13 protein-coding genes and 1 tRNA gene are annotated in these 20,411 nt (G+C 65.9%); 2 read left to right on the forward strand and 12 right to left on the reverse strand.

Annotated elements, in window-relative coordinates; genetic code table 11:
- Positions 1-134 precede the first annotated feature (134 nt).
- From ACFVTG_RS23975 to ACFVTG_RS24015, 9 genes are all read right to left on the reverse strand, one after another.
- Positions 135-1,907 carry a DUF5605 domain-containing protein gene (locus ACFVTG_RS23975; RefSeq protein ID WP_390283361.1) on the reverse strand — a complete coding sequence of 591 codons (1,773 nt, stop codon included), beginning with the start codon at positions 1,905-1,907 and terminating at the stop codon, positions 135-137.
- 29 nt (positions 1,908-1,936) lie between these two features.
- On the reverse strand, positions 1,937-4,855 hold the full coding sequence (locus tag ACFVTG_RS23980) for a family 78 glycoside hydrolase catalytic domain (RefSeq protein ID WP_390283364.1): 2,919 nt from the start codon (positions 4,853-4,855) through the stop codon (positions 1,937-1,939).
- 45 nt (positions 4,856-4,900) lie between these two features.
- Complete coding sequence (locus tag ACFVTG_RS23985; protein WP_390283367.1) at positions 4,901-6,412, reverse strand: family 43 glycosylhydrolase; 1,512 nt, start codon at positions 6,410-6,412, stop codon at positions 4,901-4,903.
- The gene (locus tag ACFVTG_RS23990; protein WP_390283411.1) at positions 6,409-8,925 is read right to left on the reverse strand and encodes a beta-glucosidase; all 2,517 of its coding nucleotides are present in this window, start codon (positions 8,923-8,925) and stop codon (positions 6,409-6,411) included. Before ACFVTG_RS23990 ends, ACFVTG_RS23985 begins: the two co-directional genes overlap by 4 nt.
- A gap of 41 nt (positions 8,926-8,966) precedes the next feature.
- A complete protein-coding gene (locus tag ACFVTG_RS23995) occupies positions 8,967-10,403 on the reverse strand; it encodes a GH1 family beta-glucosidase (RefSeq protein ID WP_390283370.1) in 1,437 nt (478 codons plus the stop codon).
- A 52-nt stretch (positions 10,404-10,455) separates the two neighbouring features.
- Complete coding sequence (locus tag ACFVTG_RS24000; RefSeq protein WP_269994194.1) at positions 10,456-11,316, reverse strand: ATP-binding cassette domain-containing protein; 861 nt, start codon at positions 11,314-11,316, stop codon at positions 10,456-10,458.
- On the reverse strand, positions 11,313-13,163 hold the full coding sequence (locus ACFVTG_RS24005) for a dipeptide/oligopeptide/nickel ABC transporter permease/ATP-binding protein (protein ID WP_390283375.1): 1,851 nt from the start codon (positions 13,161-13,163) through the stop codon (positions 11,313-11,315). Before ACFVTG_RS24005 ends, ACFVTG_RS24000 begins: the two co-directional genes overlap by 4 nt.
- The gene (locus ACFVTG_RS24010; protein WP_307052909.1) at positions 13,160-14,101 is read right to left on the reverse strand and encodes an ABC transporter permease; all 942 of its coding nucleotides are present in this window, start codon (positions 14,099-14,101) and stop codon (positions 13,160-13,162) included. The genes ACFVTG_RS24005 and ACFVTG_RS24010 overlap by 4 nt, the downstream gene beginning before the upstream one ends.
- Before the next feature lie 84 nt (positions 14,102-14,185).
- Entirely contained in the window at positions 14,186-15,709 is a 1,524-nt protein-coding gene (locus ACFVTG_RS24015; protein ID WP_059388462.1) for an ABC transporter substrate-binding protein, read from the reverse strand.
- A 185-nt stretch (positions 15,710-15,894) separates the two neighbouring features.
- On the opposite strand from ACFVTG_RS24015, the gene ACFVTG_RS24020 reads away from it, so the two are divergent.
- Positions 15,895-16,530 carry a TetR/AcrR family transcriptional regulator gene (locus tag ACFVTG_RS24020; protein WP_284754712.1) on the forward strand — a complete coding sequence of 212 codons (636 nt, stop codon included), beginning with the start codon at positions 15,895-15,897 and terminating at the stop codon, positions 16,528-16,530.
- A gap of 113 nt (positions 16,531-16,643) precedes the next feature.
- Here ACFVTG_RS24020 and ACFVTG_RS24025 read toward each other — a convergent pair whose 3' ends face one another.
- Complete coding sequence (locus ACFVTG_RS24025; RefSeq protein ID WP_390283380.1) at positions 16,644-17,399, reverse strand: SDR family NAD(P)-dependent oxidoreductase; 756 nt, start codon at positions 17,397-17,399, stop codon at positions 16,644-16,646.
- 18 nt (positions 17,400-17,417) lie between these two features.
- Entirely contained in the window at positions 17,418-19,142 is a 1,725-nt protein-coding gene (locus ACFVTG_RS24030) for a hypothetical protein (RefSeq protein WP_390283383.1), read from the reverse strand.
- A gap of 212 nt (positions 19,143-19,354) precedes the next feature.
- Between ACFVTG_RS24030 and ACFVTG_RS24035 the strand changes: the two genes are divergently transcribed.
- Positions 19,355-19,425: transfer RNA gene (locus ACFVTG_RS24035), tRNA-Cys, on the forward strand.
- 38 nt (positions 19,426-19,463) lie between these two features.
- Here ACFVTG_RS24035 and ACFVTG_RS24040 read toward each other — a convergent pair.
- Positions 19,464-20,207: a FadR/GntR family transcriptional regulator gene (locus tag ACFVTG_RS24040; protein ID WP_390283386.1), complete on the reverse strand. Its 744-nt coding sequence runs from the start codon at positions 20,205-20,207 to the stop codon at positions 19,464-19,466.
- Between the last annotated feature and the right edge of the window lie 204 nt (positions 20,208-20,411).

Below are 20,411 nucleotides of genomic sequence, written 5' to 3' on the forward strand. Positions count from 1 at the left end.
CCCGGACAGCACCCCAACGGAAAGCGGCCCCCGACACCAAAACCGGGAGCCGCTCACCACTGCCTCTTGACAACAGCTTCTACATATCAGTTGGGCTGAGGCGCGGCAGTCGGGCCGCCGCGCGTGAAGCCGGCTCAGCCGACGGCGCGGAGCCTGACGGCGATGAACTGACGGCCGGGCAGCTCCAAGCGGAAGCGTCCTTCTGCTGCGTCCGGCAGGGTTTCAATGGTCATGTTCCAGGTGTCGATGATGTCCACCTCGTAGCGGCGGCCGGCGGGCATGACGAAGTTCCGGTACGTGGGCTGGTTGAAACCGAAATAGCCGATTTCGTACTCGTGCCGGATGCCGGCGGTGGGGACGTCCCAGGCGCTGGGCAGCGGCTCGAGGAATCCGCCCGGGGTTTCCTCGAGGATTCGGCGCAGGAAGGCGATCCGCTCCGGGCTGCTGCCATGGAATTCGCCGCCCTTGGCCCACCAGAGGATGTCCTGGGAATGCATGTAGGTTTCGCCGTGGCCCACGTAACCGCCCCGGACGGCCCCTTCCCAGAACCGCCGGGTCATTTCCTCGCCGGTGATGTTTCCCCAGCCCTGGTCGATGTTGCCCTCGTATGCGCATTCGTCGATGACCACCGGTTTCTGCCAGCGCTCCCGCCATTCCCCGGAGAATTCGGCCGTCTTGTGGACGTCCTGGCGCTGGATGCTGCTGTGCGTGATCCACGGCCGGGAGTAGTCATAGAACGCATGGCAATTGTGGATGGACAGCAGGTGCCCGTTGGGATCGTTGGCCTGGACGATGCCCGCGAAGCGTTCCCAGTCCTCGGTGGTCTTGCGGAACAGGAGATCGTACTCGTTGGCCAGGGACCACCAGATGTTCCGGTGCGAAGCCAGCCGGGCCACGACATATTTCAGGTAGCGGTCATCCTGGCCCGGGCTCATCGTGGAGAAGCCCCAGCGGTCGTACGCGTGGAACAGGATCAGGTCCGCCTCGATCCCCAGCTCCTCCAACTGCCCGATCCTGTGTTCCAGGTGCCGGTAGAACTCCGGGTTGGGCCGGTCATAGTCGAAGCCGGCAGCGAGCGATCCTTCGAAGGGGTAGAACTCCGGTTCGTTCTCGTTGAACAGGTAGGACTTCGGAAAAACGCACATGCGCATCTTGTTGAACGGACCAGCCGCCAAAGTATCCAGGGTCTGCTTCTCCAAGGCGTCGCCCTGGTGCGTCCACGCGTAGGACGTAGTGCCGATGGGCAGGTACGGGGTGCCGTCTTCGTAGGCGAAGTGGAAGGTCTTGGCTACCCGGACCACGCCCTTCGCCCCGGTAACCGCCTCGCCGGCCGTGAACACGCCGGCGACGCCGTCCAGCGAGCGCGCGTTGCTGGTGGTGGTGAACGTCCACTCCCCCGGGCCCGGAATCAGGAGCCGGACCTTGTAGCTCCCGTCGCCGTCATAGAAACCGGGCACACTCAGCGTGTCACCGGACGGCGCGGTGAACACGGCCTGGAGTTCGACGTCGGCGAACGGGTTGCCGTGCGAGGGACCGGCGAGGGTGAGCTCGAAGCGCTCCCGGGCGGCCGCCGTCGTCGGGTACTCCGCCGCTGCGCTGCCGCGCACCACCGAGCCCGGCTCATAGTCCCCCGCCGGCGCGGGAAGATCGGCCGCCGCCTCCGCGGCCCGCTGGGCAACAAGATCCTCGGGTTCCAACTCGCCGAGGAGGCGCAGGATTTCCGCGGTTTCCCCGGGCTTCCCCTGCAGGGCGCCCTCGGTTCCCAGGATGGTGCCCACCTCGTGGAAGTAGAGCGTGTGCAGCGCCGGGCTGTTCACAAGCGTGGGGACGCGTTCACTCAGGATGCGGTTGCCTTCGGCGTGCCGCATCACGAAGTACAGGGGGCTTTCAGCGGTGAAAGTGGTCATCTTTGCCTTCTCGGTTCAGTGTTCTCAGGTCAGTGTTCTCGTGGAGCAAGGGACGGGACGGCAGCGCGTGTGCCGCTCAGTGCCGACAATGCGGAGCCGATGTCTTCCTTGATGGGCGCTGGAGTGAAGATCAGCCCCTGGTTCAGGGAGGTCTGGCGGTACCACACGGTGTCCTTGCGGAATTGGGCGGCCGCGCCGGGATCGTGCGCGTCGATGGCCTGCCAGACTGCCGCATATGCCTCGGGATCGTCCATGATGGCGGACAGCGGCGAGTCCAGGGACACCGCACCGTGCGCCGCGGCAGGAGCGGCGTCGGGCACGTCCCAGGAGTACCGGCCGGATCCCACCTCGAACTCTTCGGATCCGTCCGGCAAGGAAACGACGGCGGTAGTCCCCGGAGGCACGACGGCTTCCACGAGGATCCGCTCGCCGGAACGTTTCCAGGCCACGCTGGCCAGGCCGTACGGCGTCTCGTGTGAGGTGCCGGCATTCTGCAGGCTGCGGAGCGGACGCGGAGCGATGTGCTGTTTCCGGTAGCCCGGCGCAGCAGGAGCCAGGCCGGCAACGGTCCGGTGCATCCAATCGGCAATGGCACCGAGCGCGTAGTGGTTGAAGGAGGTCATTTCGCCGGGGTTGACCGTGCCGTCCTCCAGGATGGAGTCCCAGCGTTCCCAGATGGTGGTGGCGCCCTGGGTGACCGGGTAAAGCCAGGAGGGGCATTCGGTCTGGGTGAGCAAACGCTCGGCGGCCTCCATGTGCCCGGTGACGGTGAGGGCGTCCGCGATGAGGGGCGTGCCGACGAAGCCGGTGGCGATCCTGTAGCCGCCCAGCCGAACGAGTTCGGCGAGCCGGTCACCAAGTGCCTGGCGCTGAACGGGATCCGTGCTGATCCCGAACATGAGTGCCAGCGAGTAGGCCGTTTGCGCATCGGAAACAATGCGGCCGGAGGGCGTGACGTATTCGGCGAGGAACGCGCTGCGCACGTCTTCGGCGAGAGTTGAGTATTTGCCGTGGTCGTCGTCGGCGCCCAGCACGGCCGCGGCCTTGGCCGTGAGCTCGAGGGAACGGAAAAGGTAGGCGCTGGCCACGATGTCTCCATGGGTGCGGGCGGCGCCGGGCTTGTCCGGCGGTGCTGCCGGGTCCAGCCAGTCGCCCAGCTGCATTTGGCCCTGCCACAACCCGGAGCTGTCGCGGACGCGGAGCAACGCATCGGCCCAATCGCGCATGCTTTGGTACTGCCGGCCCAGCAATCCGCGGTCGCCGAAGCGTTCATAGAGCACCCACGGAACCACGGTGGCAGCGTCACCCCAGGCGGCCACCGGCGATTCCAGCATGCCGAGCACCGCCGGAACGACAATGGGCACCACGCCATTACGGTGGCTTTGCTCGATGGCGAGATCCTGCAGCCAGGAGCTGAGGAACCCCAAGGAGTCGTAGAGGTAGCTGGCCGTCGGGCTGAAGACCTGGATGTCTCCGGCCCACCCCAGGCGCTCATCCCGTTGCGGGCAGTCCGTGGGCAGCGCCAGGAAGTTGCCGCGCATTCCCCACAAGGCATTCTCGTGCAGTCGGTTCAGCATCGGGTCCGAACACTCGAACCAGCCGGTGCGGCGCATGTCGTTGTGGATGACGACGGCGGTGATCGCCGCCGGGTCCAGCTCGCCTGGCCAGTTGTCTACTTGTGCATAGCGGAACCCGTGGAACGTGAAGCGAGGCTCCCATTCCTCCTCCCCGCCGCCGGCGAGCGTGAAGCTGTCCGTAGCGGCAGCGAGGCGAAGCGGACGAAGGGACAGTTCACCTTCCTCCAGGACCTCAGCGTGGCGGAGCGTGATCCGATGTCCTGCATCGCCGCTGACCCGGATCCGCAGGCGTCCGACCAGGTTCTGGCCGAAGTCCAGGACGGTGGCGCCGGAAGGCGTGGTCAGGACTTCCCTGACAGGCAGTTCTTCGATCCGACGGACCGGAGGCGCCACGGCGGGAGTTGCTTCCACCCATGACTTGGAGTCCGCAGCCCTGGAATTCACTGCTCCGGAGTCCAAGGAAGCGGGAAGCCAGTGCGAATCGTCGAAGCCCGGCGATGACCAGGAGGCCTCGATGCGCCGCGCATCGAAGGCTTCTCCCGCGTAGATGCCGCTGGAAACGAGTGGGCCCGCTGTGGTTCCCCGCCAGTCCGGTCCGCTGGCCACGGTTTGACGTGTGCCGTCGGCGTATTCGAGATGCAGTTCCACTTTGACGGCCGGTTGCTCGCCGTAGATCGGCTTGGCGAAGCCGTGGAAACCGTACTTTTCCGTGTACCAGCCTCCCGCGAGCCACACACCAATGGCGTTGGCCCCCGCTTGGAGGAGCGCGGTGACGTCGGTGGTTTCGTGGTTGAGACGGTCGGCGTAGGCAGTCCAGCCCGGTTTCAGAACCTGGTCATCCACTTCCGAGCCGTTGATTTCGGCCTGGTACACACCATGCGCAGTCGCGAACAGGGTGGCTTTGGCCAAGTCCGGGCCCACCGTGAATTCGTGCCGCAATTGGCCGGGCTGTCCGAGCGGAATCTCCACTCCGGCAAGGAAGGGCAGCCCGATTGCCTTGGCCTGCCACGGCCCGTCAAGGTAACCCCCCACCAAAGTCAGGGGTTCGCTCCAAGCGGTTGTGCCGCCGTCGTTCCCCGAGACCCGCACCTCGACTGCCACCTGCTCCCCGGCGGCGATGGCCGCAAAAGGCCACTCCACCAGCACCGATTCAGGGCCTTCGTGCACTGCCGACTCGACAGCGCCCGCGCGGGTCAAGCGCAGTTCGGCACGGGCCTGCTGCCAATCCGTGCCGTCCGTGGCTACGACCCAGCTGAGCCGCGGCCGCGGATTGGCCACGAAGGCGGTATCAGTCCGGTACTCAGCGCTGAACCGGCTGACAGAAGTCTGGCGGAGACCTGCTGGCTGCGGTGCCAGGGAGGTTGATGTCACGGATGGGCCTTTCGGAAAACGGTGGGTGGGTGGGCGCTGGAGTTCCTAGTGTGGTTCGCGGCCTTCGCTACGGAACCAGTCGAACGTGACCGTGCCGCGGCTCGCGAAGACGCCGGAAACGCGTCCCGTGAAGGAGGCGGCGGTTTCCGCCGAGAGGTAGCGGCCGTCCAGTTCGGCCAAAGTGAGCAGTTCGCCGTCGACAACTGCCTGGAGGGCGATGGTGTCCGAGCTCAGGTGCCCGAATCCCGCGCCGGATTCCGGCTGGCGGGTTTCGATGCGAAGTTCCAGCGGCCCGGCGGGAACCTGTCGCGTCCAGCTCTGTTCGATCGAGGAGATCCGGGCTCTTGCCGTGAGGGTGGTCCCGTTCAGTTCGATGGAGTAGTGGTGGGCCTCGTCATAACGGACGGCGAGGCCGCCGGCGCTGCCTGGTTCCTCGGACGATCCGGTGTCCACCAGGGCAGAGATGGTCTCCACCTGGTACCGCTGGCGGCGGCCCAGGAAGGAAGGCCGGGGATCATCCAGGCCGGTGCCGTCGCTGACCAGGGTGAGGCGCCCGGGGTTCTTCTCGGTGGAGGCGAACGTGCCGGGGAATCGCCGCACGGCGATCCAGCCGCCGTCGAGCTCCGAGTCCGCAAAGTGGTCCTCGAATTTGCCGCTGCCGGGGCAGGGGTTGAGGATGACCGGTTCGACCACCGGCCAGCCGTCCTCCCACGTGACCGGAGTGATGAAGGTTTCCCGGCCCAAGGCGGAGAAGGCCCGGGTCATGCCCTTGGGCCGCATGCCCAACAGCACCATGGCCCAGCCGCCGTCGGGCGTCTGCACGAGGTCGCCGTGGCCGGTGTTCTGGATGGGACGCTCGGTGCTGCGGGCGCTCAAGATGGGGTTGGCCGGGTTGCCCTCGAAAGGACCGGCCGGCGACGTTCCGCGGGCAATGCTGACGCTGTGTCCGCGCTCGGTGCCACCCTCGGCGATCATGAGGTACCAGTAGTCGCCGTGCCGGTACAGATGAGGTGCTTCGGGGAACATCAGCCCGGTACCGGACCACACGCTCCGGGGCTCCTCAACGGCCTTGCCCGCTTCCAAATCCACGCGGACCTGGAGGATGCCGCCGTGCTCGCCGATGTTCCCGGTGACCGTGTCGAGTCCCGAGTACGTCATGTAGGCGGTGCCGTCCTCGTCCCAGGCAAGGTCCTGGTCGATGCCGATGGCTCCCTCAATGACGAGTCCGTCGCTCCACGGGCCGGAGGGGTTCTCGGCCGTGAACACCAGGGTCCCGCGTGCCATCGCGTCGGTGACAGCGACGTAGAAGAGGCCGTCGTGGAAACGGATTGTGGGTGCCCACGCGCCTCCAAGGGTCGGCACGTCCGTTGAGTCGATCTGCCCTTCCCGGTCCACCACGTGGCCGATCCGGTCCCAGTTGACCAGGTCGGTGCTGTGGTAGATCGGGATGCCGGGGAGGTATTCGAAGGTGGAGGTCGCGAGGTAGTAGTCCTCGCCGACCTTGACGATGCTGGGATCGGGGTTGAAGCCCGGAATCAGTGGGTTAGGGAAGTTCATGCAGCACCGTCCTGGTTTGAGTCGGTCTGGGTTGCGTCGGTCAGGGTGAGAACGGTTTCGAGCGGCAGATCGCTGACTGAGGTGCCGATGCGGAGGCGGTAGCCACCGGGTTCGTACGTCCAGCCGTTGTCCCAGTAGGCCAGCAGCCTGGTGGGCACGTCGATTGCCGCGGTGAGCGTTTCGCCGGGTTCGGCCCAGACAGGGGCGGAGGCGACGAGCCAGCGCACGGGACGGTCCACGACGGAGCCGGGCCGTTCGGCATAGACCTGCACCACCTGCTTGCCGCGGCGGGTGCCGGTGTTGGACAGCGTTACGGTCAGGGGCACGACGGCGCCGGGAACCGTGATCGCGGAGGTGTCAGCGCCGGGCGCTTTGGCGGCGTCGAGGGTCCAGTCGGTGTAGCCGAGTCCGTGCCCGAATTCGTAGGCCGGTTCCGTCCCTGCTTTGAGCCAGGCCCGGTAGCCGATGTGGATGCCTTCGGTATAGGCGAGTTCCCCGTTCGCGTCCGGGGTGGTGTTGATGACCGGCACGTCCTCCTGGGTGGCGGGCCAGGTGGTCGGAAGCCGGCCGCCGGGTTCGGCCGCGCCGGTAAGGATGTCGGCGAGGGCGGTGCCGAATTCCTGCCCGCCGAAGTACCCGATGAGGGTCGCGGCCACCTCGTCGCGCCAGGGCAGCAGCACCGGGGACCCGGAGTTCACCACCACGACGGTGCGCGGGTTGGCCGCGGCGACGGCGTGGACCAGACGGTCCTGCAGGCCGGGAAGCTCCAGGGTGGTGCGGTCGTAGCCTTCGGATTCGACGCGGGAGTTCGTACCGACCACGACGACGGCGACATGCGCCGCTTTCGCCGCTTCGACGGCGTCGTTGATGAGTTCCTCGGGGTCCGTGTTGTCCGCTTCGAGCCCGATGGTCACAGCCAGGGCGTTGCCCAGGGCGCCGCTGCGCCCGGCGAGGTCCAGTTCCACCGTCACTTCCAGCGGAACGCCCGCCGTGACCGCGAGCGAAACGGAGGCAGAGGGCGGGGCCAGGAACGCAGCGCCCAGGTCCGTGCCCGTCGCCTCGATGGATGCCTCATGCGCAAGGACCCCGTCCACGAAGATCCGCCCGTGCCCCACGGTGGAGAAGCCCAGGCGGATGGTGCCGGTCTCCTCCGGCGTGTAATGGGTGTGGAACTGGACCATGGAGGACTCCGCGATCGGGGCGTCCCCGCCGAACCAGACCAGCGCGGTGGAACGGCGGTCCTCCGCGAAGAGTTCCTTGCCTGTGGAGGCAAAGAAGCGCACCCTCAGCCCCGGGCCGCCCGTGACCGGGTTGGTGAGCTGCTCGAGGGGCAGTTCGGCGATGCCTTCCTGCACCACCGCGCCCACGTTGTAGCTGACGTTCTCCGGGCCGAACGCTTCACGGATCCCGTCCAGCGGGGTGACGATCCTTTCCGGGACCACGGTCGCGGACCCGCCGCCCTGGGTCCTGGCATGGCGGGCATTGTGCCCGATCACCGCGACGCTGGTGACAGAGCCGGGAGCCAGCGGCAGCACGCCGTCGTTCTTTACCATCACCGTCCCGGCCACGGATGCTTCCCGGGCGAACGCGACCGGATCCTCCCGGTCCACCGGCTCCGCTGCCACGGGTTCGAAACCTTCCAAGGCGCCCACCCGGGCGGCGAGCTGCAGGATCCGCAACACCTTCCGGTCAACCGCGGCCTCCGAAACAGTTCCGCACTTCACCGCCAGCACGAGCGCCGAACCCCAGGGCCCGTCCGGACCCGGCATCACCAAGTCCTGGGAATGCTTCGCGCTTTCCACGCTGCGCACCGCGGTCCAGTCGCTGATCACCACGCCGTCGAAACCCCACTCAGTGTTCAGCGGCGACTCGAGCAGCACGTTCTCCGTGGCCGTGGCGCCGTTGACCGAGTTGTACGCGCTCATCACAAGCCACGCCTTCGAGTCCACGATGGCCTTCTCGAACGCCAGCAGGTACAGCTCCCGCAGGGCCCGGTCCCCCACCTTCACGTCCACCGTGAACCGGTCCGTCTCCGAATCATTGGCCACGTAATGCTTCGGGGTCGCACCGACGCCGTTGCGCTGCACCCCGGCCACATACGCCGCCGCGAGCTCGGCAGTCAGGACCGGGTCCTCGCTGAACGCCTCGAAATGCCGGCCGCCCAGCGGGGAACGGTGCAGGTTGATCGTCGGGCCCAGCACGACGTCGACGCCCTTGCGGCGGGCCTCGACCGCCGACGCAGCCCCCAGACGGTCCGCCATCGCGGGATCCCAGGACGAGCTGATCGCCGTCGCGGACGGGAAGTTCATCGACGGCTGCCGCTCATCCCACACCTCACCGCGCACCCCGGTAGGCCCATCCGAGAACAACATCCGCCGCAGACCGATCTTCTCCACCGGCCAGGTGGTCCAGAAGTCCCGGCCCGTCAGCAACCGCACCTTCTCCTCCAGGCTCAGCTGGGCCAGGAGGGACTCAAGGCGTTGGTCGATGGTCTGGTCGGTGAGGAGTTCCATGGTGGCTTTCTTGTCTGTCTTGAGGGATGAAGTGTCGATGCTCATGCGGTGGCACCTGTGGTGACTGCGGCCCCGGCGGCTTCGCGCCGGGCGGCAATGATGTCCCGGTACCAGTACGCACTCCACTTGGGGATGCGGGCCTGGGTGCCGTAGTCCACGTAGACCAGCCCGAAGCGCTTGTCGTAGCCTTCGGCCCATTCGAAGTTGTCCATGAAGGACCACGCGAAGTAGCCGCGGACGTCCACGCCGTCGGCGATCGCCTCGCCCACCGCGGAAATGTAGCCGCGCAGGTAGTCGATGCGTTCGGAGTCGCGGACCTCGCCGTTCGGATCCACGTAGTCGTGGAACGTGACGCCGTTTTCCGTGACGTACAGCGGAAGGGAGGTGTACTCGGCGGCGACCCGCTTGAGTACCGCCTCGAGTGCCGCGGGCGTATTGGACCAACCAAACGACGACGGCGCAGGCTGCACATGCGTCCAGCTTGCCCCTCCCGGGGCTGCTTCGTCCGCGGAAACCAGCATGTTGGTGTAGTGGTTGATGCCGGCAAAGTCGCCGGGTGCCGAGATGATGGCCAGGTCGCCGGGCTGGACGAGGTCGTCGGCCGAGGCCCCTTGGCCCGTGGCGGTCAGGCCGTACTGGCCGTAGGCTGCGATGGTGGCGTCCGCGTAGCGACCCCGGTAGACAGGGTCCAGGAAGATCCGGTTGCTGACGGCGTCCCAGTATTCCGTAGCCTTGCGGTCGGCTTCGGAATCGCTGGCCGGGTTGAGGTTGCCGATGATATTGGTGATGCCCACCTTGGCCTCGGGGCGGCGGGCACGGAATTCGGCCAGCGCCAGGCCATGGGCCAGGAGCAAGTGATGGGCTGCACGCACCGCAAGGCGGTCATCCTTGAAGCCCGGGGCCTGCATTCCCCAGGAGTGGCCAAGGAAGGCCGCGCACATCGGCTCGTTGATGGTGATCCAATGCTCGGCGAGGTCGCCGAGGGCCTCGGCCACGAGTCCGGAGTACTCCGCGAAACGGTAGGCCGTGTGCCGGGCCGGCCAACCGCCGTCGTCCTGCAGTGTTTGCGGCAGGTCCCAGTGGTAGAGCGTCACGTACGGGGTGATACCGCGGGCGACGCAGCCTGCCAGCAGATCACGGTAGAAGCGCACGCCCTCGGGGTTGAGCGGACCGACGCCGGTGGGCTGCAGGCGGGACCAGGACAAGGACAGCCGATAGGACGGGATGCCCAGTTCGGCCATGAGGTCGAGATCAGCTTCCCAGCGGTGGAAGTGGTCGCAGGCGATGTCTCCATTGTCACCGTGGATGGTGGTGCCCGGCTGGTGGGAGAAGGTGTCCCAAATGCTCTGGCCGCGTCCGCCCTCGTTGACTGCACCCTCGATTTGGTAGGCCGCGGTGGCCACGCCCCAGGCGAAGTCGGCGGGAAAAGCGGCGGCCGGGGAGAGTTCCGGGCTCGCGGACAGTGGCGGCTGCGTCATGGGCTCGCCTTTCGTGTGTCTGTGTTGCTCTGAAGGTGGGACTTGCGGCGGGTCAGGCCACGCCGGCTTGGACGTTCTGCTGGTGCTGGATGTCCAGCAAGCGGAGGCGGTCGGCGCGGCGTTGGGCTTGCCGGTCCGGATCCGGGACCGGGGCGGCCATGAAGAGTCGCTGGGTGTAGGGATGCTCTGGTTCTCCGGTGACTTGCTCGCCGTCGCCCCATTCCACGATTTCGCCGTGATACATCACGGCCACGCGGTGGCTGAGGTGGCGGACCACCGCGAGGTCGTGGGAGACAAAGAGGTAAGCGACGCCGGTGCGTTCCTGGATCTCGATGAAAAGGTCCAGCACCGTGGCTTGGGTGGAGAGGTCCAGGGCCGAGACGGGTTCGTCGCACACAATCAGCTTCGGATCCAGTGCCAGGGCCCGGGCGATGGCGATGCGTTGGCGCTGCCCGCCGGAGAACTCGCGCGGCAGCCGGTGGGCGGCGCCGTGCGGCAACCGGACCTGGTCCAGCAGCTCGGCGACCCGCTTGTTGGCCGCCTGGCGTTCCACTTTCCGGACCGTGAGCGGCTCGGTGAGGATCTGCTCGATGGTCATGGACGGGTTGAGTGAGGTGTACGGGTCCTGGAACACCACCTGGATCTCGTGGCTGAGCTCCTTGCGCTGGGCGCGGGTGGCTTTGGAGATTTCCTGGCCGCGGTATTTGATGCTTCCACCGGTGACCGGGGCGAGCCCCAGCACGGCGCGGCCCAGCGTGGTCTTGCCGGAGCCCGACTCCCCCACCAGGCCCACCGTCTCGCCAGGCCGGATGTCGAGGGAGACGCCCTTGAGGGCCTTGAACGGTTCCTTCCGGAAGCCCTTGAGGGGATATTCGACGACGACGTCCCGGACGTCGAGCAGTGTTTCGGTCATGGCTTCACTCCTGTCAGGCTGGTGAGGGATCCGTCTTTGCTCGGCCGTGCATTGCTTGTGAGGGGGCCACGCGGCGCTGCGTCCTCGAGGATCGCTTCCAGCAACTGCTTGGTATAAGGGTGGCGGGCGTCCTTGAAGATGGTCCGGACGGGCCCGGTTTCCACGACGCGGCCTGTCTGCATCACGGTCACGCGATCGCACAGATCGGCGACGACACCGAAGTTGTGGGTCACCAGGATGACGCCCATTTTCAGCTCGTCCTGGAGTTCGCGCAGCAGGTCAAGCACTTCGGCCTGCACGGTGACGTCCAATGCCGTAGTGGGCTCGTCCGCGATAAGCAGGTCCGGCTCGCAGGAAACCGCGCCGGCGATCAGCACCCGTTGGGCCATGCCTCCGGAGATCTCGTGCGGGTAGGCGTTGAAGGTCCGTTCGGGGTGGGGAATCCCCACTTTGGCCAGCAGGGCCAGTGCGCGCTTCCGTGCCTCCGCTTTGGATATGCCCAGGCATACCCGCATGGGCTCCATGAGCTGGCTGCCGATCGTGAACGCGGCGTCCAGGTTACTCATGGGTTCCTGCGGGATATAGGCGATGCGCTTGCCGCGGACCTTCGTCATTTCCTTCTCGGAGAGGCGGGCCAGGTCCGTGCCGTCGAAGACGATGGAGCCGCCGGTGACGCGTCCGCCCTGCGGCAGGAGCCGGAGGATAGAGAAAGCAGTCTGGGTCTTGCCCGAGCCGGACTCGCCCACCAGGCCATGAACCTCTCCGCGGCGGACCGTGAGGCCCACATGGTTCACCACATGGGTGGTGGAACCGTCGGGCTGATCGTAGCCGACGCCCAGGTCGGTCACCTCCAGAAGGACCTCACCGGCGCTAGCAGTGCCTGCACCGGCGGGTGTTTCAGGATGCACCACGGCAGGCTCGCCGCGCTTGGCGGCAGCTTCTGCGGAATCGACGACGGCGGCCCCCTTGCGGCGGCGCTTTACCGGCCCACGGCTGCGCTCGAGTTCGTCGCGCATCGCATTGGCCAGCAGGGTCAGTGCGATGCAGACGACGCCGAGGACGAGGCTTGGCCACAACACCAGGGTGGGTGCCTTGTAGAGGTTGATGAAGCCGTCGTTGAGCATGCTCCCCCACGTGGGGATGTTCAGATCGCCCAGGCCAAGGAATTCCAAGCCGGCCTGGATGGCGATGGCGATGCCAAGGACCATGGCGGACTGGATGATGACGGGCGCGCGCACCACGGTGAGGATGTGGCGGCCGATGATCCGGAAGTCGCTGAGCCCGGAGACCCGCGCCGCGTCGACGTACAGTTCGTTGCGCACCGCCGTCACGCAGGCGTACACCAGGCGGAAGTAGGCCGGGGAAAGCAGGACGCCGAAGATCATCATGGACAGCCACATCGAGGGTCCGACGACGGCCCGTGCGGCCAACAGGATGACAATGCCGGGCATTGCCATGAGCAGGCCGGTGAGCCAGGAGGACGCCGAATCGAACCAGCCGCCGTAGTATCCGGCGACCAGGCCGCCCGTGACGCCGATCGCGACGGCGACCACGAGCGCCAACAGCGCCCCGGCCAGGCTGAACTGCCCCGCGAAGAGCAGTCGGCTGAAGACGTCGCGCCCGGCACTGTCCGCTCCCAGCACGTGGTCCGGGCTGGACTTGGCCAGGACCGACTGCAGGCTGGCCAGGCCGGGGTCATGCGTTGCGAGCACAGGTGCAAGCACCGCGGCCAAGGCCACGATCGCGAGGACCAGCATGGATACGGCGCCGGTGGGGTTCGTGAGGAGCTTGCGGAACAAGGAGACTTTGGCTGCCTGGGTGGGCAACGCGATGGAAGTGTCGATCATGACAGCCGAACTTTCGGGTTGAGCCAGCCTTGGGCGAGGTCGATGATGAGGTTGACGATCACCACGATGGCGGCGGTGGCGACGACGACGCCCATCACCACCGGGATGTCCCCCTGGCTGGTGGCGGCAACGGCGATCTGCCCGAGGCCGGGCAGGGCGAAAATCTGTTCAACGATCACGGCACCGCCGAGCAGGCCGATGAACTGGACCGCGAGGACTGCCAGGGCAGGACCGCCGGCGTTGCGCAGTACATGCCTGTACACCACCCGGTTGAAGGAGAGGCCGCGGGCCCGGAGCGTGCGGACATAGTCTTGGCGGAGGGCATCGATCAGGGATCCCCGGACCTGCTGGACCACCGAGGCGATGCAGCCGATCGAAAGGGCGATGATCGGCAAGGTGACCGTGGCCGCCCAACCGCCGAACGACGTCGTAATCGGTACATAACCGGTGGCCTTGAACCACTTGAGGTTCAAGGCGAACAGGGACACGAGTCCCAAAGCGATCAGGAAGCCGGGAATCGCGAAGCCCAGAACGCCCACGAACTGGACCACACGGTCCACCCAGCCCCGGCGCACTGCGGCCAGGACAGCGATGACCACGGAGATCACCGCCGCGATGATGGTCGCGCCCAACACCAGCGAGAGGGTCACGGACACCCGGCTGGTGACGCCGGTGCTGACCAGCTGGCCGTTGAACCACGAGCGTCCAAGGTCGCCAGTGAGGGCGTGGGTGAGCCAATCCCAGTACTGGACCACGAGCGGGCGGTTCAGTCCTAGCTGGGAGGCCTTCAGTGTCACCTGGGCCTGGCTGGCTGTGGGGCCCACGATGCGGCGGGCGATATCGCCGCCACCCGCGTACAGCAGCAAGTAGGCGACCGTTGTAATGACGAACAGCAGGAGGACGCCCGAAAGCAGGCGGCGCAGCACGAAACGGTACATCAAAGTTCCTTAAGGGAAGGTTCCTGGAGCCCCCGGGACCGGGCCGCTTGTGTCAGCAAGTGGTCCGGTCCCGGCAGCTTTCCGCTAGGAGGCGGGAGAGAAGGACCAGATGAACGGGTAGGCGTTACCCGTCTGGACCTCGACCTTGGTCTTGGCATCGGTGACGAAGCTGGACTGCGGGCGGTACCACGGAGCGAACCATGCTTGCTCCACGATGTACTTGTTCAGTTCCTTCGCGGCGGCCGTCTGCTCATCCGTAGAACCGACGTGGATCTTGTTGATCAGCTCGTCCACCTTCGGGTCCTCGTACTTGTACGGGTTCCACGGGGCACCGGGAGCGATCTTCATGTTGATCAGCTGCCAGTCGGACTGCTGCTCCAGGATCATGTAGCTCACGCCATACTTCGGCGCCAGGAGGTCGGCGATGAAGTTGTTGCCGGTGTCCGTGAACTCAGCCGTGATGCCGACATCCTTGAGCTGCTGGGTGATCAGAGCCGGGAGGGTGTTGCCCATGAGCGCCGAGGACGGCAGCTTCAAGGTCAGCCCGCTGGCGTATCCGGCCTGGGCAAGCAGTTCCTTGGCCTTGGCGGGGTTGTAGGCGTAGCGGGAGTCCAGGGACTTGTCATAGGCAGCCGACGACGGCGGGAACACCTGGGTGGTCAGCTCGCCATAGCCCTGGCCGATTGACTGCAGCATCGCCTTGGTGTCGAAGGCGTAGTTGAGTGCCTGGCGGACGCGGACGTCCTTGAGCGCGGGGTTGGTGGTACCGGCCCGGTCAAACAGGATGAGCCCTGCCCAGTTGAGCTGGAGTGGGTTGACCTTGTAACCGGCAGCCTGGATCTCCGTGAGGGTGTTGTTGTCAGCGGTGTTGGCGGCGTTGAGCTGCCCGGACTTGATGGCGTTCAGCAGGGAGGTCTGGTCGCCGTAGACGTTGAGGACCAGGTTGTCGTAGTGCACCAGGCTCTTGTCCCAGTAATTCGGGTTGCGGTGGTAGCTGTAGGACGTGCCGGTCACGGTGGCTGCGGTATCCAGCACATACGGACCGGAGCCTACGGGCTTGGTGGCGATGTCGGCGTTGCCGAAGGACGCCGGGCTCTGCATGAAGGACGCGTCCTTGGACAGGTAGTTCAGGAACGCCGGGTCCGGGGCGGACAGGGTCAGTTCCAGCGTGGTTGCGTCCACGGCTTTGGCAGTCTTCAGTGCCGCCATGAACTGTGCATCCGGAGACGTTCCTGCCTTGAAGCGTTCAAGGTTTTGCTTCGCGGCGTCGGCGTTGAAGGGGGTGCCGTCGGTGAACTTGACGTCATCACGCAGGGTGAGTGTCAGGACGGTCTTGTCCGCGTTGTACTTCCAGTCTTTGGCCAGCATCGGCACGAGCGAGCCATCTGGCTTCATCCGGATCAAAGTGTCGTACACGGCCTGGTAGAACGGCGAGAGGTTGGCGAACTCGGACTGGTTTGCAGCGAAGGTCTTGGGCGCCAACAGCGCGCCCAGGGTCAGGGTTTGGGAGGACTGGTCCTGGGGGGCGGCGGCTCCGCCACCACCACAAGCAGTGAGCCCCAGGGCAACAGCCGCAATGACTGCGGCCATTCGCTTGGATCGGAACATCTTTGGTCCCTTTCACGATCAGTGGCGTCCACCATGGACGGCCATTGGGAAAGACCGTAACATCAAAAACCTAGCGACCACTAGGTTTTTGACGAACTTTTTGAATCGTTATGAAATGTGACGATGCGCACAGCGGTTGACCAATTGATTGACTTATTAAAAATCGACGTTGTTAGGGTTGATTCATGAAAGAGACTGTGGGCGGCACTCCGCCCGAAACGGTGCGTCGAGGGCGCCGCGGCACTTATGCCAAGACGGAGGCGCGGAGGCAGGAAATCCTGAAGGCCGCTTTCGACGTCTTTTCATCCTCGGGCTACCGCTCAGGCTCGCTGAAGGACGTGGCGGACAAAGTGGGCCTGACCCAAGCCGGGCTCCTGCACCACTTTCCGAGCAAGGAAGCCTTGCTTGAGGCGCTCTTGACCTTCCGCGACGACGAGTCCGCAATCTACACCGGAGCCTTGGATGCCAAGGGTGCGGACCTGATGCATGCCATGGTGGATCTTTCCCGGCACAACACCACCATCCCAGGCCTCGTGGCCCTGTACTGCGTACTGTCCGCGGAAGCCACCGACCCCGAGCACCCGGCCCACCAGTACTTCCTTGACCGGTACGAGCGGGTACGCCACTTGCTGAGCGATGCCTTCTCGCATATGGCAAACGAGGGCAAGCTACGGCCGGGCATCGTGCCCACCGCAGCCGCACGCCAATTGATCGCGCTCATGGACGGATTGCAGGTCCAATGGCTTCTCGACAACGATTCCGTGGACATGCCCTCCGAAGTCGCGGCCTACTTGAACGCCGTCACGACAGAAAGCTTCTAACCCACCCAACTAGCTCGCATTTGTTGTCGTTTTGAGCCCTCTAAACGACAACAACTGCGAGTTAGTTGGGTAAGGCGGGGCGGCGGGGCTCCGGCTAAGGCGGGTGCCTCGCGTCACAGCGCCGTCAGGCCGCCGTCCACGGTGAACAGCCCGCCAGTGGCGTACGCGGAGTCGTCGCTGGCGAGGAACACCATGATGCCTTCGACGTCGGCCGCGGTTCCGGGCCGGCCCAGCATCGTGGAGTCCACCAGCCCGGCACGGCTCACGGGATCGTCCGCGATGGTCCGAACAAGCGGGGTCTCGGTGTAGCCCGGCACCACGGTGTTGACCCGGATGCCGGCTGCGGCATAGTCCGCCGCCACGACCCGCGCCAAGCCATGCACCCCGGCCTTGGAACTCGTATACGCGGTGAAGGTCTGCCCGCAGGCCACCACCGCGGTGGGACTGCCGGTACAAATGATCGATCCGCCACGGCCTTCCATGGCCCGGACTGCGTGCTTGAGGGTCAGGAAGGCCCCGCGCTGGTTGATCGCGACGGTCTTCTCCCAGACCGCCAGGTCCAGGTCCCCCACGCGGGCGTCTTGCCCGAACAACTGCACCCCGGCATTGGCCACGACGACGTCGAGCGCTCCTCCTTCCGCCACAGCAGCGTAGGCCGCAGACACGCTTGCTTCGTCCGAGATATCCATGCGCAAAGCCTGTGCGAGGGCTGATCCCGTGACAGCGGCAGCCTTCTCGGCGGCTTCCAGGTTGATGTCGGCGAAATACACCCGGGCGCCCTCGGCAACGAAGCGCTGGGCCACCGCCAGTCCGATGCCGGAGCCTGCTCCCGTGACAAGGGCGGTCTTGCCGTCCAGCCGTTTACTCATTGTGGTTCCTCTTTCAGTTCAGTCGACGCGGCGGACAACAGCAGTCCACGGCTCAAGTTCAAGATTGGTACTGTCGCCGCCCGGAAGCCGCACGACGACGCTCAGCGATTTGGCAGTGAGGTTAGCGGCAAACAAAACCGTCCGGCCGCCGTCGCGCACGGGATAGAACACGAGGCCGGGCACCTCGCCGGCCACGTCAAGGACCTCGCACCCGCGCACGGCCGCGACGGCGGCCAGCAGCTCGCCCGCGGGCGTGAGGCCGCCGGTTTCACGGATACCGCGCGGTCCTGTTGCCTCGAAATAGCTGACGGATTCGACGCCGGGAACGCTGAGCGCCGCGATGCTTCCCATCAGCCAGGCGGCTGTAAATGTCTCAGGCTGCAGCGGGTCGGTGGCTTCGGCTGCCGCTTCGTCGCCTTCGGTGGCGACGGCGTTGAACCGCGCCTTCAGGGTCACCGGCCCGAGGTGCAGCGGCCGTCCCGAGCCGATCCGGAGTGCGTTGAGCGCGACGAGCCGCTGCATTGGCAGGGTTTCGACGACGTGCGGCACCTCGGTGGCGTGCATCTGCGGGGTGATGCTGAAGGACACGGCGTCGGCGTCCGGGGGGAGGCGGCCCGCGTTGCGGTTCAGCTCGGTGAAGTGCGATCGCGCACCGGCAAGCAGTGCGCCGCTAAATCCGCGCTGCCGAGCCTGGTCCTTGAGTTCATCCCAGAGCCCTGGCTCCGTGACGTGGCTGAAAGCGTCGAACCCCGCGAGCCGCAGCACTTTGTCCAAGGGGAGGAGATCGAGGAGTTCACCGATGCGATCCGGCGAATCGACGGACAGGCGCACATCCAACGGAACGTCCAGATCCATGGCCTCATCCGTGGCCCGCCGGATCGAGCCCTCAGCGTCGGGCCCGGGCGCGAGCTCCAGAAGCAGCGCGTCCAGGCCGGGAATGGGCTCGGAACGGGTTCTGGGTGCTGTGGCCGAAGTAGCCGAAAGCGAAAGCGCCGGCACCCGGGCCGTGCCGCCGTCGAGTACCGTGAGCACACGTTCCGGACCCGGCCGAAGAACAGGCACCACAGGCCCGGGCGTCGCCGTCAGGAGCACCGACTGGTGGACGCGGTCGCCGGCGGAAACATCCACCGGAAACGGCTTGGAAAGCGGCGTGCTGTACGTCTTGAACGAGGCGTCCGTCCAGTTCCGCTGGTCTTCGGTTTCGAAGACGTCGCCCTGGAAGTCGAGCCTGAACCGCGTTCCGTCGCGCTCCCATTCCATCAAAGAAACGTCCAGGAAGGGTTGGTGCGGACTGATGTCCTTGGGGAAGAACGACGGCGAGCTGGCGCCGCCGGGACTGCCGATGGTCACCGCACGGCCGGCGTCGTCTGGGCGGTGCAGCACCACGAGTCCGATCCGGTTGCTGCGGAAGGCAGCGGGAGCGACGCCGTCGAACGTCACCTTGACGCTGTCCTTCATGAGGTGAATGGCGAGCTCGCCGGTGTAGCTGGAGCCGAAACCGGCGAAGTCGATGTCGAGTAGGAGCGTGGTGGCGCCGTCGGCGTGTTGCGCGACCCGGCTGACAGTGGGAGCGAGGGTGCGCCAGTCGTGGTCGCGGACCACTGCGCGAATGGCCCGGAGTACCGGTATGCCGTTGAACGTGATGTCCGAGAGTTCATCGTTGCGTAGCTCGGCCCGCCAAGCTGCCGCTTCCACCGTTTCCGACGGGGCGAACAGCCTGGAGTGGTTTTCGTCATTGATCACAGCAGGCCTTTGCAGCGAGGAGGGAAGTAAGCGCAATCGGATTCAATTGTGATGCGCACCATGCGACGAGTCAACCGGTTGACCAATATTTGGGAGCTCATGCGATGCAACCCGCGTCGCGGAAGGTCACCCGAAGCAACGCCGCGAAACCTGGCGAAAGGCTTCGAAACCATTATTGGTTCGCGCACTGCAGCCCGCCTAACCTCGATGCACGTGGTGTACCCAAGAGGCCAGGGAGCTGCCTGCAAAGCAGCGCACGCGGGTTCGAATCCCGCCACCACGTCTCATGTGTTGTCCTGGGCGAAACGCCCAGGGGCCGAGCTATTGGGCTGCGTCGTAGCCCGCCAGCAGGCGGCGAGACGCTGTGCCCATGTGCGAGACCATGGCCTCTGTCACCAAGGCGGCGTCCCGGGACTCGAGGGCCTTGAAGATCGCGCGATGCTCGGCGAGCGCGGCGGCGGCATGGCCTTCATCGGTCAGCGCCCGGTCCACCCAGATTCGCAAGAGCGACCTAATGCTCTGCAGGAGTTCCTGCAGGACCTGGTTCCCGGAAGCGGTCGCGATTTCCTTATGGAATGCGGCGTCGGCCTCGACGAAAACAGCGAGGTTGTCCAGCCCGGCCTCCATCGCGTCAAGGTTGGTTCGCATGCGCCCCAATGCCTCGTCAGTAATGCGGGCTGCGGCCAACTGAACCGCCTGGACCTCCAGTCCACTGCGGAGCTCGACGAGTTCGCGTGTGCGTGGCTCGCCCAGCATGAGTCCCCAACTGAGGGTGCGGGGCAGCAATTCGGAGACGCCGTCGCGCAAGTAGGTCCCGGAACCCGGCCGGACGATGACGATGCCGAGGATTTCCAACGCAGCCAACGCCTCGCGAACCGCTGAACGCCCGACGCCGAGCGAAGCCGCCAATTGCCGCTCGGCCGGGAGGCGGGTCCCCGCCGCGATGTCGCCGCTGGTGAAGTACGCGAGCAGCCTCTCAGCAACTTCGGAGACGACGGAGCCGTGCTCCATGGGGGCAAGGGCTGCCGTCATATGGGCCGCTGCGGCGGCGGAATTCGCTGACATCTTCACAGCGTAGCAACCGGATGACCAATTTCTCCCGCACCCAAGCACCCCGCGATCGAGCGCGAGTGCGGTGCGTGAAAATTAGGATCAGTCAACCGGTTGACCAATTTGCTCTTGAGGGCTTATGGTTTTTATCACACGCTTAGCTCGGTCCTGCGGCATCGAAGTCGACGGATCGGCACTAAGAAAACCCGAGCCGCCTGG

Source organism: Arthrobacter sp. NPDC058127, assembly GCF_042884555.1.
In the GTDB taxonomy this organism is placed as follows: Bacteria; Actinomycetota; Actinomycetes; order Actinomycetales; family Micrococcaceae; genus Arthrobacter.

What these genes read in the sequence shown, in the direction of transcription:
- ACFVTG_RS23975 (WP_390283361.1), bottom strand. Translation starts at nt 1,907, where the DNA reads ATGACCACTTTCACCGCTGAAAGCCCCCTGTACTTCGTGATGCGGCAC.
- ACFVTG_RS23985 (WP_390283367.1), bottom strand. Translation starts at nt 6,412, where the DNA reads ATGAACTTCCCTAACCCACTGATTCCGGGCTTCAACCCCGATCCCAGC.
- ACFVTG_RS23990 (WP_390283411.1), bottom strand. Translation starts at nt 8,925, where the DNA reads ATGGAACTCCTCACCGACCAGACCATCGACCAACGCCTTGAGTCCCTC.
- ACFVTG_RS23995 (WP_390283370.1), bottom strand. Translation starts at nt 10,403, where the DNA reads ATGACGCAGCCGCCACTGTCCGCGAGCCCGGAACTCTCCCCGGCCGCC.
- ACFVTG_RS24000 (WP_269994194.1), bottom strand. Translation starts at nt 11,316, where the DNA reads ATGACCGAAACACTGCTCGACGTCCGGGACGTCGTCGTCGAATATCCC.
- ACFVTG_RS24005 (WP_390283375.1), bottom strand. Translation starts at nt 13,163, where the DNA reads ATGATCGACACTTCCATCGCGTTGCCCACCCAGGCAGCCAAAGTCTCC.
- ACFVTG_RS24010 (WP_307052909.1), bottom strand. Translation starts at nt 14,101, where the DNA reads ATGTACCGTTTCGTGCTGCGCCGCCTGCTTTCGGGCGTCCTCCTGCTG.
- ACFVTG_RS24015 (WP_059388462.1), bottom strand. Translation starts at nt 15,709, where the DNA reads ATGTTCCGATCCAAGCGAATGGCCGCAGTCATTGCGGCTGTTGCCCTG.
- ACFVTG_RS24020 (WP_284754712.1), top strand. Translation starts at nt 15,895, where the DNA reads ATGAAAGAGACTGTGGGCGGCACTCCGCCCGAAACGGTGCGTCGAGGG.
- ACFVTG_RS24025 (WP_390283380.1), bottom strand. Translation starts at nt 17,399, where the DNA reads ATGAGTAAACGGCTGGACGGCAAGACCGCCCTTGTCACGGGAGCAGGC.
- ACFVTG_RS24040 (WP_390283386.1), bottom strand. Translation starts at nt 20,207, where the DNA reads ATGTCAGCGAATTCCGCCGCCGCAGCGGCCCATATGACGGCAGCCCTT.